The organism is Rhizobium sp. AP16 (genome assembly GCF_000281735.1).
In the GTDB taxonomy this organism is placed as follows: Bacteria; Pseudomonadota; Alphaproteobacteria; order Rhizobiales; family Rhizobiaceae; genus Rhizobium; species Rhizobium rhizogenes.
On record NZ_AJVM01000068.1, the window covers coordinates 51,583 to 66,111 of the forward strand.

13 protein-coding genes are annotated in these 14,529 nt (G+C 60.9%); 3 read left to right on the forward strand and 10 right to left on the reverse strand.

Annotation, left to right across the window (positions count from 1 at the left end; translation table 11 throughout):
* Positions 1–2 precede the first annotated feature (2 nt).
* From PMI03_RS22250 to PMI03_RS22275, 6 genes are all read right to left on the reverse strand, one after another.
* The gene (locus PMI03_RS22250) at positions 3–1,655 is read right to left on the reverse strand and encodes a GMC oxidoreductase (protein ID WP_007698368.1); all 1,653 of its coding nucleotides are present in this window, start codon (positions 1,653–1,655) and stop codon (positions 3–5) included.
* Between the two features lie 30 nt (positions 1,656–1,685).
* The gene (locus tag PMI03_RS22255) at positions 1,686–2,768 is read right to left on the reverse strand and encodes an ABC transporter ATP-binding protein (RefSeq protein WP_007698372.1); all 1,083 of its coding nucleotides are present in this window, start codon (positions 2,766–2,768) and stop codon (positions 1,686–1,688) included.
* A gap of 4 nt (positions 2,769–2,772) precedes the next feature.
* Complete coding sequence (locus tag PMI03_RS22260; protein WP_007698375.1) at positions 2,773–3,657, reverse strand: carbohydrate ABC transporter permease; 885 nt, start codon at positions 3,655–3,657, stop codon at positions 2,773–2,775.
* A complete protein-coding gene (locus PMI03_RS22265; RefSeq protein ID WP_007698377.1) occupies positions 3,657–4,544 on the reverse strand; it encodes a carbohydrate ABC transporter permease in 888 nt (295 codons plus the stop codon). Before PMI03_RS22265 ends, PMI03_RS22260 begins: the two co-directional genes overlap by 1 nt.
* Positions 4,545–4,612: 68 nt before the next feature.
* Positions 4,613–5,845: an ABC transporter substrate-binding protein gene (locus PMI03_RS22270; RefSeq protein WP_007698379.1), complete on the reverse strand. Its 1,233-nt coding sequence runs from the start codon at positions 5,843–5,845 to the stop codon at positions 4,613–4,615.
* 58 nt (positions 5,846–5,903) lie between these two features.
* Complete coding sequence (locus PMI03_RS22275; RefSeq protein WP_012649921.1) at positions 5,904–6,857, reverse strand: sugar phosphate isomerase/epimerase; 954 nt, start codon at positions 6,855–6,857, stop codon at positions 5,904–5,906.
* 219 nt (positions 6,858–7,076) lie between these two features.
* On the opposite strand from PMI03_RS22275, the gene PMI03_RS22280 reads away from it, so the two are divergent.
* The gene (locus PMI03_RS22280) at positions 7,077–8,153 is read left to right on the forward strand and encodes a LacI family DNA-binding transcriptional regulator (protein WP_085997458.1); all 1,077 of its coding nucleotides are present in this window, start codon (positions 7,077–7,079) and stop codon (positions 8,151–8,153) included.
* 74 nt (positions 8,154–8,227) lie between these two features.
* Here PMI03_RS22280 and PMI03_RS22285 read toward each other — a convergent pair whose 3' ends face one another.
* On the reverse strand, positions 8,228–8,470 hold the full coding sequence (locus tag PMI03_RS22285) for a DUF1127 domain-containing protein (RefSeq protein ID WP_042473008.1): 243 nt from the start codon (positions 8,468–8,470) through the stop codon (positions 8,228–8,230).
* Positions 8,471–9,007: 537 nt separating this feature from the next.
* Here PMI03_RS22285 and PMI03_RS22290 point away from each other — a divergent pair.
* On the forward strand, positions 9,008–9,898 hold the full coding sequence (locus tag PMI03_RS22290) for a DUF6528 family protein (RefSeq protein ID WP_007698392.1): 891 nt from the start codon (positions 9,008–9,010) through the stop codon (positions 9,896–9,898).
* A gap of 20 nt (positions 9,899–9,918) precedes the next feature.
* Here the strand turns inward: PMI03_RS22290 and PMI03_RS22295 are convergent, their stop codons facing one another.
* Both PMI03_RS22295 and alr read right to left on the reverse strand, forming a co-directional pair.
* Positions 9,919–11,169 carry a D-amino acid dehydrogenase gene (locus PMI03_RS22295; RefSeq protein ID WP_007698395.1) on the reverse strand — a complete coding sequence of 417 codons (1,251 nt, stop codon included), beginning with the start codon at positions 11,167–11,169 and terminating at the stop codon, positions 9,919–9,921.
* Positions 11,170–11,197: 28 nt separating this feature from the next.
* Positions 11,198–12,331, reverse strand: coding sequence for an alanine racemase (alr, locus tag PMI03_RS22300; RefSeq protein ID WP_007698397.1), 1,134 nt, complete (start codon positions 12,329–12,331; stop codon positions 11,198–11,200).
* A 128-nt stretch (positions 12,332–12,459) separates the two neighbouring features.
* On the opposite strand from alr, the gene PMI03_RS22305 reads away from it, so the two are divergent.
* Positions 12,460–12,924 (forward strand): Lrp/AsnC family transcriptional regulator, encoded by a 465-nt coding sequence (locus PMI03_RS22305; protein WP_007698400.1) that lies wholly within the window; start codon positions 12,460–12,462, stop codon positions 12,922–12,924.
* A gap of 148 nt (positions 12,925–13,072) precedes the next feature.
* Here PMI03_RS22305 and PMI03_RS22310 read toward each other — a convergent pair whose 3' ends face one another.
* The gene (locus PMI03_RS22310) at positions 13,073–14,407 is read right to left on the reverse strand and encodes an aspartate aminotransferase family protein (protein WP_007698403.1); all 1,335 of its coding nucleotides are present in this window, start codon (positions 14,405–14,407) and stop codon (positions 13,073–13,075) included.
* Positions 14,408–14,529: the final 122 nt, after the last annotated feature.

Sequence of the window (14,529 nt, forward strand, 5' to 3'; positions counted from 1 at the left end):
AATCACAATTGCCCGGCGCGATAGTTGTCCACGAGGTTTCGGCAAGCGCGGATTGTCAGCGCCATGACTGTCAGCGTCGTACCGGCAATACCGCTGCCGGGAAAAGCTGACGCATCCGTCACGATCAGATTGGGAACGTCCCAGCTCTGGTTATAGGCATTGAGGATGGAGTCCTTTTCGGATGTCCCCATGCGCGCGCCGCCCGTCTCGTGGATCGCAGCGCCCATGCACATGGTCTTGCGAAACCATTTTCGGAACATGAAGCGGCTGAAGGCATCCGCGTCGGGAAATGCGCCGCGGCCCATTTCCTTGAGACCGGTGGGCGAGCCGATGAACTCCAGCTCGCCGCCGACGCCTCGCACCGTCTCGATCAGCGTCTCTTCCTGACGGCGCAGCAGGGCGTGTTCTTCCTCTCCCATGGCACAGCGGATATGCGGGACCGAAATGTTCCAGGCATCCTTGCGCCGGGCATCAAGAGTGATGCGGTTGTCGGCATAGGGCAGCATCCGGCCGAAGCCGAAGAAGGCGAGCCGGGAAGGCTGGTCATTCGGTGCCGGAGCGCGGCCGACGCTGCCCTGATAGTCGAAGTCTCCGCGAGAAGCGTCGCTAGCCGCGAAGCGCGGAATGAAGATGCCGCCCGAAGGGTTGTAGAAGGGATCGGCCGGCGCGGAAGTGTCGGTCGCCCAGCCTTTCGCTTTCGGGAAGGACCCGAAGGCGAGGCAGGGCAGCTGATCCATGAAATAGCGCCCGAGCGTGCCTGAGCTGTTGCCCAGCCCGTCGGGATGCTTGGGCGATGCCGAATTGAGCAGCAGCCGTACGCTTTCGATCGGGGAGGCCGAAAGCACCACCAGCGCGGCGCGCGCGATCTCCACTTTGCCCGTCTCACGATCGATGAATTCCGCACCGGTCGCCCGGCCGCTCTCATCATCCGTCGTGATGCGGCGAACGATGGCGTCATGACGGATAGTGAGGCGGCCGGTCGCCAGCGCCTCACGCAAGGGTTTTGGCGTGCGCTCGGTGTCCGGGGCGATGTAGCGCCAGGAGACGACGCTCCGTTCCGGCCAGCGGCCCTCCACTTCGGTCTTGAAGGTCTCTTCGGCCGGCGTCAGTTTTGCGGGATGGGCATAGACGCCGTCGGGCAGGGTCTCCACGCCGTCCTTGTTGCCATAGAGCCCGAGATAGGATTCGACCTCGGCATAATAGGGGGCCAGCACGTCATAGGAAACGGGCCAGTCGACGCCCTTGCCGGTTCGCGACTGGATCTTGAAATCATCGTCGGTCCAGCGCAGCAACACGCGGCCGAAACTATGCAGGCGTCCGCCGCTCTGGCGCCCGCGAATCCAGAGAAACGGCGCATCCTTTGGTGTCGTGTAAGGGTTCTTGCGGTCGTTGACGAAGAAGTGGCTGAAGCGCTCGGTAAAGAAGGCGGCGCGCGCCTGGATGGGCTGACCCTTGAGCGTGGCGCGGGCGCGCTCCCAGATATTGATGCTGCTCGCCGGCTCCTTCTTTCGCGATGGATCGAAATCCCTATGCGAGACGGCAGGCCCCGCCTCGAGCAGCAGGACCGAAAGCCCTTGAGCGGTCAATTCCTTGGCGGCGAAGGAGCCTGCCGCGCCGGAGCCGATCACCAGCGCATCATAGATAGTCTGAGACATGAGCAATTTCCGTATGGTCTGAAAGCTGTGTTACAGGCGCACGCCGTCCGCGCCGAAGAGAGAGGCCTTGGCGATATCGAGCCCAGGCGCGATCTCTGCGCCCGGATCGAGCGTCGCATCGCCCATAATCCGGTAGGAAAGGTTTTGCCCCGCCCAATCGAACCAGATCACCGCATCGGCCCCCATCGGCTCGACGACGGAAACCACGCCCGGGATGGTGGGCCAGCCCTTCGCCTTGCCGTCGGGCGCGATATGTTCCGGGCGGACGCCGAGGGTGGCCGGGCCCGCTTTGGGAGATGCGAGAAAGGGATAGTCGGAAAGGTCGATGCTGAGCCCGTTGCTTTCGAAGATCGGAAGGTCCGCCTTGAACGCGATCTCACCTTCGATGAAGTTCATTGCGGGTGCGCCGATGAAGCCGGCAACGAAAAGATTGGCTGGGCGGTGATAGATCTCGGATGGGCTGCCGAGCTGTTGGATCACGCCGTCGCGCATGATGGCGATGCGATCGGCAAGGGTGAGCGCCTCCACCTGATCATGCGTGACATAGATCATGGTGTTGCCGAGACTCTGGTGCAGCTTCTTGATTTCGACGCGCAGCTCGTTGCGCAGCTTGGCGTCGAGATTGGAGAGCGGTTCGTCGAACAGGAAGACGTCGACCTGGCGCACCAGGGCGCGGCCGATCGCCACCCGCTGGCGCTGACCGCCGGACAATGCCGACGGGCGGCGGTCGAGCAGCTTTTCGAGCTGCAGAAGCGATGCGGTGCGGGCGATACGCGCTTCTATTTCGTTTTTGGCAAGACCTGCCACGCGCAGACCGAAGGAGAGGTTTTTCTTTACCGTCATATGCGGGTAAAGCGCATAGGACTGGAACACCATGCCGATGCCGCGATCCTTCGGCTCCTCCCAGGTGACGTTCCTGCCGGAGATCGAGATCTCGCCGCCGGTGATGTCCTGTAGTCCCGCTATGGCATTCAGAAGCGTGGATTTCCCACAGCCCGACGGTCCCAGCAGCACGAGAAATTCACGCGGGGCGATATCGATCGACATTTTCTCGATCACGGTATGATCGCCATACGCGATCTTCAGATCCTTTACGGAAACGGCGGATTGCATGGAATTATCCCTTCACTGCGCCAGCGGCCACGCCGCGCACGAACCAGCGGCCGGAAAAGAAATAGATGGCGAGCGGAACGATGGCGGTCAGGATGGTGGCGGCCATGTTCACATTGTAGGCACGCTCGCCCATGGTGGTGTTGACGATATTGTTGAGCTGAACCGTCATCGGCAGATTGTCTCGCCCGGCAAAGACCAGCCCGATCAGGAAGTCGTTCCAGATGCCGGTGAACTGGAAGATGGAGGCGACGACCACCATCGGCACCGACATGGGCAGCATGATTTCGAAGAAGATCCGCCAGAAGCCGGCGCCGTCGACGCGCGCGGCCTTGCAGAGCTCTTCGGGGATCGCGACGAAATAATTGCGGAACAAGAGCGTGACCAGGGGCAGGCCGAAGATCACATGAACGAGGACGACACCCGCCACCGAATTATAGAGGCTGAGATTGGCGAGCAGCCGCACCAGCGGATAGAGGAAGATCTGGTAGGGGATCAGCCCGCCGGCCATTAGCAGCCCGAACAGGAAGCCTGAGCCTTTCGGTCGCCAGAAGGAGAGGGCATAGCCATTGATCGCGCCGATGAAGACGGAAATTGCCACCGCCGGAACGGTGATTTTCACCGAGTTCCAGAAGCCGAGGCGCACACCAAGGCATTGCGTGCCCATGCAGGCGCCCGACCAAGCGGTTTTCCATGCGTTGAAATCGAGAGCGCCGGGAAGTGCGAAGATGCGGCCCTGGCGGATCTCTTCCATCGTCTTCAAGGAGGTGACCAGCATCGTATAGAGCGGCAGCAGGAAGAACAGTGCGGAAAAAATCAGGAACGCATAGAGCCCGATACGGCCGACCGTCAGCCTGGATGGTTTGGGGCCGTTTGGACGAAGGGCTGTCATCAGTGCGATCCCTTTCTTCTGGCGCGCATGTAGAGCGCATAACGAAACGGAGCGACAGCCATGACGACGGAAAGTACCAGCACCGTGGCGCCTGCGCTCGCCAGGCCGAGATTCTGGCGCTCGAACAGATTGTCCATGATGAATTTTGCCGGCACTTCGGTCGCATTGCCCGGCCCGCCGCCGGTCAGCGCCACGACGAGGTCGTAGGTCTTGATGACGCCCATGGAGAGCAGCATGCCGGATGCTGCAAGCGCCGGTCCCAGCTGCGGCAGGATGATCGACAGGTAGATGCGCCAGACAGGAATGCCGTCGATCTGTGCGGCTTTCCATTGCTCTTCGCCGATACCGCGCATGCCGGAGAGCGCGATGACCATGACGAGGCCCGCCCCCTGCCAGATGCCGGCAAAGACGACGGTGTAGATCGCCATGTCGCGACTGACGATCCAGTCGAATGCGAAGCTCTGCCAGCCGAGCGCCCTGACGGTTGCCTGAATGCCGAAGGTCGGGTTCAGCATCCATTGCCAGATGAGGCCGGTGACCACAAAGGACATGGCGTAAGGATAGAGGAAGATAGTGCGGAACACGGCTTCGAAGCGCACCTTGCGGTCAAGCGAGGCGGCCAGCACGAAGCCCAGCGCCAGGCAGCCCGCGACATAAAGCACGCCGAAGATCAGGACGTTCTCCAGGGAGGCGAGCCATCTCGACGTCCGGAACAGCTTCGCATACTGGGCGAAGCCTACATAATTTGACGATGGAAAGATGGTCGAATCCGTGAACGACAGCCTCACGGACCAGACCATGGTGCCGATATAGATGAAGATCGCCGCAATCCAGGTCGGCAGGAGCGCGATGGTCGCAGCAGGGGAACGTCTGCGCTTGGCTTGCATCAGCAAACTTTCTCAAAAGGGATGCGCGGGCCGATCGGACGCTTTGTTCCAACCGGCCTGCCACAGCGCTATTCAAAGATCGCGAAGAACTTCTCGACGCCGGATGCGCTATCCTCGGAAGGATTGCTCCAGAACTCGTCGACGAAGTCGTTGAGTGCTCCGGCTTGCTGCGGGGACAGGATCAGCGCCTGATCCGGCACGATCTTGCCGGCGCTCATAAGCTCGAGACCTTTCTGCGCGCAAACGTCGAGCTTCGATTTGTCGACATCGGTCCGCATCGGCACGGAGCCTTTTTTCAGCGAGAATTCGACTTGTACGGCCGGATCCATGGCGACTTCGGCAAGCAGCGTCTGGCCCTTCTGGGCAGCCGGGTCAGTGAGCTTGGGGAAGGAGAAGGAATCGGCGACATAGACCATGCCCGGCGATTGCGGGGCGAGCATGCAGCCGTAATCCTTGCCTGCTACTTTACCGGCGGCGATGAACTCGCCCTTGGCCCAATCGCCCATGAACTGCACACCGGCCTTGCCGGTGATGACCATGGCGGTGGCGTCGTTCCAGTTGCGGCCCGGAGCACCTTCGTCGACATAGGCGCGGAGCTTGCCGAGGATGTCGAGGGTCTTCTTCACACCGGCGGTGGAGGCTTCGCCCTTATCCTTGTCGGCATAGATCTTGAGGAAGCCGTCAATGCCGACCTGGGTCAGCAGGATCATGTTGAAGACCTTGGATTCCTGCCAGGATTGCCCGCCCCAGGCGACCGGCTGCACGCCGGCGGCCTTGAGCTTGTCGAGCGCTGCGAAGAATTCGTCCCAGCTCTTGGGCTCTTCGGTTATGCCGGCCTTGGCGAAGGTATCCTTGGAGTAGAACACCCAGCTTTCGCCATGGGCGCCGGTCGGAGAAAGGTAGACTTGGCCGTTATAGGAGATCAGATCATAGATCGATTTCGGCAGCACATCGGCCCATTTGCCGGCTTTAGCCACCTCGCCGATCGGGCTCATAAGGCCCTGATTGACGAAATCGGCGTTGGCGACACCAAGCACGCTCTGCTTGGCGGTCGGCGGATCGCCGGCGACCAGACGGTTCTGGAAGGCGGCGTCGGCGGCGCCGAAACCGGCGATGGAGGAATCCGTCCAGACCCCGTCGCGCTTTTCGAATTCCTTCTTGATGACGTCAAGAGCCGCCGCTTCGCCGCCGGAGGTCCAGGAGGTCATCACCTCGACCTTAGGCTTGTCTTCGGCATGGGCCGGAGCGAGGGCTGCAAACAGTGCAGCGCCCGCCAGTAGCAGTTTCACTTTGTTCTTCATTGTTCCACCTCTTCAAAAGGCCCTCTTGGCGGGGCCGTTGGTTCCAGGATTATGAAATTCAGCGATAGATCGGCAAGAGCGCCTGCCGGACGAGCGTCAGCCCGTTTGCGATGTCACTGATCGGATCGGGCGCGGCATCAAGCTCGAGAATGGCCCAGCCCTGATAGCCGCGATCGCGCAGCAGCCGGATCCAGCCCGGCCAATCGACGCGGCCCAGGCCAAAGCCGCAGAAATAAGGGCGGTGGCGATCATGGATATGTTTGTCGATCGGGGTGTCGGCCGGCATTGGCCCGAGCGCATCCTTCCAATGGGCGATGATGACACGCTCGTGATGGCGATCGACGAGCTGGAGCGGATCGGACCCCGCGACGATAATATGCGCCGTATCCGGGCACATATGCACGTAAGCCGGATCGGTCAGCAGCATCAGCAGATCGACGTCGCGTGCGGATGCAAAGATCGAGTGTGCCTCGGTATGGATCGCCAGGCGAACGCCCTTGGCGTAAAGGGCGGCGCCGAGGCGGTTGAGAAAGTCGGCGATCTTGCGCGCCTGTTCGAAATCGAAAAACCGTACCGGCTGGGCGCCAAGCGTCTGTCGCAACGGACCGCCGATCACCATGATGTCGCTGCCGCAGGCCTTCAGAAACTCGGCGTACTTCTCCGCCTTGTCGATAATGGCGGCCTGCGCCGCGCCTTCCGTGAAATCCCCGGCGGCTTCAAGTTCGGCGAAAAAGCCGCTCGCCAGCGTCAGTCCACGTTTGGAGAGTTCGCCGGCAAAAGCTTCGACCGAGCCATAGGTCTTCGTCGCATCCTGCCAGTTGAAGGGCGAGAAGGTCAGCTCCACGCCGGTGACGCCGGAGGCTTGCACGCTGTCGAGAATCTTGTCCCAGAAGGCGCGGGGCTCGTTGCGGGACAAAGCGATGATGCCGTCATAGTCCTCCACGCCCCAGAAACCGGGGTGGAAGAAGGTGACGAGATCGACGCCAAAGCGAAGCCGTTCGGTTGAAGTCATGACGCTATCCGTTCTCCAGGCACAGGAAATCGCTTGCGGAAGCGGGGTCCGCATTAAATTATCCGAATAATTTCAATGCACTGCAAATGGCAATCGTTTGCCGTGCCCAGATAGTAGCCAAGTCGTTTTTTTATGCAAGTTGTTTTTGGCAATCGTTTGCCAATTGACTGTTATTGCCGTAACCTTCAATAGGGCAGGCGTTTGGGAGAGAGTGAAAAATTGAAAAATAACAAGGATATGCCCGTGGAGGAGCAATCAGGTCCGTTGATGGCCGATGTTGCGCGGTTGGCAGGGGTCGCGATCTCGACGGTCAGCCGCGCGCTCGCCAATCCGGGCCGGGTAAACGAGAAGACGCGCCTCAAGATCGATGCCGCCGCCAAGCAATTGGGCTATACGCCGAACGCCATGGCCCGCAACCTGAGGGTCGGCAAGTCCAACATCATCATGATCATCCTGCCGGGATCGCTCTATTACGGCGTATCCCAGATCATTCCGCAGGTTTTGCAAAGCATCAACAAGGCCCTGATCCAGAACGGCTACCATCTGATGATCGCCAACCTCGATCGCGATGAGATGTCGGAACGTCATATCCTGGATCTGGCGTTTAGCGGCACTGTTCGCGGCGCCATCATCCTGTCGTCAAAGCTGCCGGAGGTGGATGGGCGGTCTCTTGCCAATGCCGGTCTGCCGATCGTCTCCATGCTGCTCGATATGAGCGAGGCCGGCCTGCCGAGCGTCGTCACGAACGATCGCGAAGCGGTGCGGGAGGTGACGGCGGAACTGATCCGCCTGGGCCATCGGCGCTTTCTCTACATAGCCGGTCCGGAGGGGAATTATCATGATGTGGAACGTTATGCCGGCGCGCTGGAGGCCCTTCGTGCAGCGGGACTTACCGAAGCGGCGGTGACGCGATCGGGCGGTCAACTTGATTATCAGGAGGGTTTTGAGATCGGCGTTCAGGCGGCTGCCGACTTCGCGCGCTTGGCGGATAGGCCGACGGCGGTGATCGCAACTAGCGACGACATGGCCATTTCTTTCGTCAGCCGCGTGCAGCGGATGGGCCTGAATGTTCCCGGTGATCTCTCCGTCGTCTCGTTCGACGGTTCGCCGGTTTGCGAATTTTCCTCGCCGCCGCTGTCGACGATCGAACAGCCGGCGGAAGAGATGGGGCGGGCGGCGGTCGGTTTGCTGATGGAACATATCGATGCGGTCGAAAAAGGCATGGCCGCGCGCCATGTCATCCCGAGCAAACTCATTCGGCGCGAGAGCTTCGCTCCAGCTCCATCAACCGTCTGATTGAGATATTGTCATATCAAGAAGGCGTCGGAGCGGTTTTTGAAACCAGCTCCAACGCCCTTTGTGTCGGCGATCTAACCGAAGGGTCGGATGTGCCGAAACAGGAAATTGGGTTGCGCAAACATATCTTCCTTTTCCGGCATGCCGATATCTCGAAGCTGGTAGTTTGAAAGCTCCGAGATATGCGTGTGCGTTTGATGCCGTCTCCAGGCCACGAGCAACAGCGCACGCGCAGTCCTCCAGGCACCGAATTTTTGGCACAGTTCGTCAACTGCCGCACCAAGGGTGTCGGCAACCAGTAATTGTGAATCTGTCATCGTCATTATCCCGGCGTCCTCCAGACGACCGAGTCCTCTTGCGGGGCGACAAGGCAGATGGATGCGGACGCAAGAATGCGTACGCCCGCCCAATCAGCCGGTCACGTCAGTTTCAATGGAAATCGCCAAAAAGGCAGGGAATATAGGCTACTAGCGCCGAAGAGAGTGATGACGCAGTGGTCGGACCAAAGCCATCACGAACATTCCGCCAGAGGCGCACATAAATACTGTTGCAGTTTGCATTTGACGCCTCCTGTGATTTGAGTTGCGGATGGCGACAATGATACGCAACAATGCGGCATAGACAAGCCCGCAATTTCGAATTGCACGCATAACATGCGGTCTGTTGCTGAACGGCAACAGTGTTCCAGCTGCGAGCCATACTCTCCAATCGGCACCTGAGGGAGCATCAAGATCCTGGCGGACCGACAGGCACGTCATGACGTCAATTCACTCGAGGTGACATGAAGCTGTCAAACTCGGTGATGTAAGGGTCGCGCCGCCGCGCCTCGCGGATGATCCGTTTGGAGACCACGAATGACCAAGTCCGTCACGATGACACTCGCTGCCGCAATCGTCGCATTCGCTGCGGCGCAGCCGGCACTGGCCGCCGATCGGCTCTATGCATGCGGTGATGATCAGATCCGTGAGTACCGGATCGATGGCGGGGCTGCCACGGAGACCTGGCGTTGGCGCGCCGCCGATGCCAATGACCTTCCCGAGGCCTATCGCCTCAAATTTCTCCGGCACCTCGACGATTGCAAGCCGGTTGATGGAGGCCGTTCGATTCTCGCGACCGCTTCGACCGGCGGGGCTGTGCTGATCGACCGTGGGACCGGTCATGTCTCGTTCCATGCCAAGACGCCAATGGCCCATTCGGCTGATCTTCTGCCTGGCGGCTGGATCGCCGTTGCGCTGTCCATCCATGCGGAAGGCGACCGGCTCGAAATTTACGGCCGCGACCGCAGCGAGGCACCGCTGCTCAGCCTGCCGCTCCCTTCCGGCCATGGTGCGGTCTGGGATGCGGCGCGTGCGCGGCTGTTCGTTCTGTCGCATGACCTGATCCAGGCCTATAAGGTCGAAGGAACTGAGGCTACGCCGACGCTGACCGAGACGGCGCGATGGACGCTTCCCGGCCGTCACGACGGACATGACCTGTCGAGCAGGCGGGGCGGCGGATATTTCGTGACCACGGATGATGGCGTCTGGACCTTCGATCCGAATGCCGGCAGCTTTTCGCCCTTCTCAGTGCTCAATCCCAAACTGCAGGTCAAGGCGGTGAGCGCGCTGGGTGACCGGCTCGCCTGGGTACAGGCGGAGGAAAGCTGGTGGGCAAACGGCTTCACCGTCGCCGGGGCCGACGGCAGCGAGCAGAAGCGCATCCCGATCGAAGGCATGCATCTCTACAAGGTTCGCTGGATTCGGTGATGCCGCATCCCGGGACGTTGTTATCCGTAGCGCGCGACTGACAGATCGGCGGTATCGATCTCGGCCTTGCGTCCACTGACGAGATCGCTGATCACGCGCGCCGAGCCGCAGCTCATGGTCCAGCCGAGCGTGCCATGGCCGGTGTTAAGGAAGAGGCCGCGGATTTTCGTCGCCCCGATCACAGGGGTTCCGTCTGGCGTCATCGGGCGCAGGCCGGACCAGAAGGCCGCCTTGCTCACGTCGCCGCCGGGGAACAGATCCATGACGGAATGTTCGAGGGTATTGCGGCGTGCGAGCCCGAGGTCGTTGGTGTAGCCGGAGATTTCCGCCATCCCGCCGACGCGAATACGGTCTCCGAGGCGGGTGATCGCGATCTTGTAGGTCTCGTCCATGACGGTCGATTCCGGCGAGCGCGCGGGGTCGACGATCGGGATCGTCAGCGAATAGCCCTTCACCGGATAGACGGGCAGGCTGATGCCGACCTGCTTGAGGAGCAGCGGCGAATAGCTGCCCAATGCGACGACAACGGCATCGGAGGCTATGGCACCCTGATCGGTCACAACGCCGCGTATCTGGCGGCCCTCGACCTGTAGGTCCTTGATCGTGCGCCCGTAGAGGAACTGGACGCCGAGTTCCACAGCTTTTGCCGCCAGCGCATTGGTGAATTTGAAGCAGTCGCCGGTTTCGTCCTTCGGCGTCAGCAGGCCGCCGACGATCTTGTCCCGGGCGTGGCTGAGGGCAGGCTCGACGCGGATGCATCCATCCCGATCGAGAACCTCATAGGGTATGCCGTCGGCGGCCAGCGCCTTCACGTCCTTTGCCGATGCGTCGAGCTGCTGCTCGGTTCTGAAGAGCTGCAGCGTGCCCTGCATCCGCTGGTCATAGGCAATGCCGGTTCCCGCCCTGACGTCGGCCAGTGCGATCCGGCTGTAGTCGGCAAGCCGCAGCATCCGGCTCTTGTTGACCGCATAACGTTCCGACGTGCAGTTCGACAGCATCTTGACGAGCCATGACAGCATTGCCGTGTCGACCTTCGGGCGAAGGATCAGGGGTGCATGCTTCATGAAAAGCCACTTCAGCGCCTTCTGCGGTATTCCCGGGGCGGCCCAGGGCGAGCAGTAGCCGAAGGAGACTTCCCCGGCATTCGCGAAACTGGTTTCAAGCGCAGGCCCCGCCTGCCGGTCGACGACCGTGACCTGGTGTCCCGCCTTGGCAAGCTGATAGGCGGTCGTCACGCCGATAACCCCGGCGCCGAGAATGGTGACTTTCATGGTGTCCTCGATAGTGGCGGTGGGAACGTCAGAGATAGTTGCGATGGTAGCGGTGGCCGAGGCCGGTCAGGATCTCATACGAGATGGTTCCGGCCGATTTGGCAAGGTCTTCCAGTGTCTGGTGCGGCCCAATCACCTCCACCAGGCTGCCGAGCCTGAGCGTGCCCGGAGGCAGGGCGGTGACATCGATCGTAATGCTGTCCATGGAAACACGGCCGACGATGGGCAGCCGCACGCCCTCGTAATAGACCGCGCCCCGGTCACCAAGGCAGCGGGGGAGCCCGTCCGCATAGCCGGCGGCAAGCGTGGCAAGGCGCATCTCCACCTTTGCCGCATGGGTGCCGCCATATCCGATGAGGGTTCCCGGCGGCACGCTTCTCGTTTGCACGACGGCGACGTCAAGCCGAATGACCGGCTGTATGTTATTGGACTTGTCCACCGTCAGTGCGCCGCCATAGACCGCGATGCCGGCTCGGGTGAGGACGCCGTGATAATCCGATCCGAGAAAGACCCCGCCGGAGTTGGCGAAGCTGACGGAGAACTGAGGAAACTCGGCCGCGATCTTGCGCATCTCGGCGAGCTGTTGGGCATTCTGCCCGTTGTCCGTCTCGTCGGCGGAGGCCAGATGGCTCATGATAAACAGGATTTCGACGACATCGGTGTGTGTAAGCTCCGCGGCGAATGCCGCCCGGTCTTCCGGCGAGATCCCCAGCCTCGACATTCCCGTGTCGAATTGCAGGACTGCGGGCAGGACGCGGTTCTGCGCCAGCGCGGTGGATCTCCAGCGCTTGTACTGCTCCATCGAGTTCAGCACGGGAACGACCCCGGTCTGCGCGCAGGTACCCTCGGCGCCCGGCTGCAAGCCGTTCAGCACGTAAATGCGGGCATCGGCCTCGAGGTGCCGTCTTAGCTTCTCAGCCTCCCCAAATTGGGCGACAAAAAAGTCCCGGCATCCGGAGTGATACAATGCGGGGGCCACTCGGTCGGCGCCCAGCCCATAGGCATCAGCCTTGACCACAGCGGCAGCCTTTGCCGGCGCCACGGCGGCTGCGATCGTCTCGTAATTCCGGCGCAGTGCAACGAGGTCGATCGTCAGATAGCCCGTTGCTCCGGCCTGTCTTTGCCGTGCCTGAGCAGGGCTCATTCTCGCGCCGCCATCCATGGGAAACCCCTCTTTATCGTTAGGAGCAGGATATTGAAACGATCGATGAATTTCTCTCTGATTACTGCTTGATTATTCGATGAATGCATGATTTTCAGAATTATCATTGAAAAATTGAAAGAATATGCATGTCGGGAATCGATGCGATCGATCGGAACATCATTCGGCTGCTCCGGCTGAATGCGCGCATGAGCAATGCGAAGCTGGCAACCGAGGTGGGGCTGTCGCCGTCCGCCTGCCTGAGGCGCATCAATCTTCTTGAAAAGGCCGGCGTGATCCGCGGCTACACGGCGCTGATCGATAGCGTTTCGGGCGAGAGCGCCATCGCCGTGATCATCAACATCACGCTGGAACGGCAGACGGAGGATCATCTCAATCGCTTCGAGGCGGCCGTTCGAAAACACCCGGAAATCCAGGAGTGCTTCCTGATGACGGGCGGATCGGATTATCTTTTGAAGGTAGAGGTCGCCGGCGCCGGTGAGTTCGAGCGGATCCACAAGGAGATCCTGTCGACCTTGCCGGGTGTGCTGCGCATCCATTCGAGCTTTTCGATCCGAAACGTGCTTGCAACCCGGGCGAAGGGGCGTCGCTAAAGGGCTTTCGTGCCTTGTGCGAGAGACGAAAAGGCCCGGCATCGGAGACGCCGGGCGAGGTACAGGCCAACTGTCTGGCCTGGGGGAATCTGTCTCGGAGCCTGCCGGGCGCAGATTATGCCGGCAGGCTTCGCGGCGATCGATTGGCTTACGACGCGCGCTTCAAGGCATCGCCGAGGATCGAGACGATTTTGCCGATCTCGTCCTTCTCGATGATCAGCGGCGGCGACAGGGCGATGACGTCGCCGGTGACCCGGATCAGCAGACCCTTCTGGAAGCAATCCACGAAGATATCGTAGGCGCGGGCGCCGGGTGCGCCGTCGCGCGAGGCAAGCTCGATGGCGCCGACGATGCCTAAGTTGCGGATGTCGATGACGTTGGGCAGGCCCATCAGCGAGTGAAGCGCGTCCTGCCAAGTCTCGGCCAGTTCGGCGCCGCGGGTCAGCAGACCATCTTCCTGATAGATTTCCAGGGTGGCAATGCCGGCGGCGCAGGCGACGGGGTGGCCGGAATAGGTGTAGCCGTGGAAGAGCTCGATCTGGTTTTCCGGACCGGTCATCAGGCCATCATGCACCTTGCGGCTTGCAAAAACGGCGCCCATCGGGATCGCGCCGTTGGTGATGCCCTTGGCGGTGGTGACAAGATCGGGCACGACACCGAAATAGTCGGTGGCAAACGGCGTGCCCAGGCGGCCGAAGCCGGTGATGACTTCGTCGAAGATCAAAAGGATGCCGTATTTGTCGGCAATGGCGCGCAGGCGCTCCAGATAGCCCTTTGGCGGCATGATGACGCCGGCAGAACCGGACATCGGCTCTACGATGACGGCTGCGATCGTTTCCGCGCCGTGCAGCGCCACCAGGCGCTCAAGGTCCTCGGCCAGCTCGATGCCGTGTTGCGGCAGGCCCTTGGAGAAGGCATTGCGCTCGATGTCGAGCGTGTGGCGCATGTGGTCGGCCGGGATCTGCGGGAAGACACGGCGGTTGTTGACAAGGCCGCCGACGGAAATGCCGCCGAAGCCGACGCCATGATAACCCTTCTCACGGCCGATGATACGCGTCCGAGTGCCCTGACCGATGGCTCGCTGATAGGCAATGGCAATCTTGAGGGCGGTGTCCACGGATTCGGAGCCGGATCCGGTGAAGAATACGCGGTCAAGCTTCGCGGCCGGTCCGCCCGGCGCAATCGCTGCCAGCTTTTCTGCAAACTCGAATGCGATCGGATGGCCCATCTGGAACGTCGGAGCGAAGTCCAGGGTACGCAGCTGCCGTTCGACTGCCTGGGTGATACGCTCCCGGCCATGGCCAACGTTGACGCACCAGAGACCGGCGGTGCCGTCGAGAACCTTATTGCCGTCGACGTCGGTGTAATACATGCCCTCCGCCGAGGCCAGCAGGCGGGGAGCCGTCTTGAACTGGCGGTTTGCGGTAAAAGGCATCCAGAAGTTTTCGAGGCTGGGGCTGTTCGGCTTGCTGATCTGATCCATAGCTCTCTCCATTGAGGTGATAATTCAAATCAGGCATTTTCCGTTTCCGAACAAGTCCTTTTCTCACTCTTGCTAACCCATTGAAAAATAGCATACGGATTGCATGATATTTCCATATATCG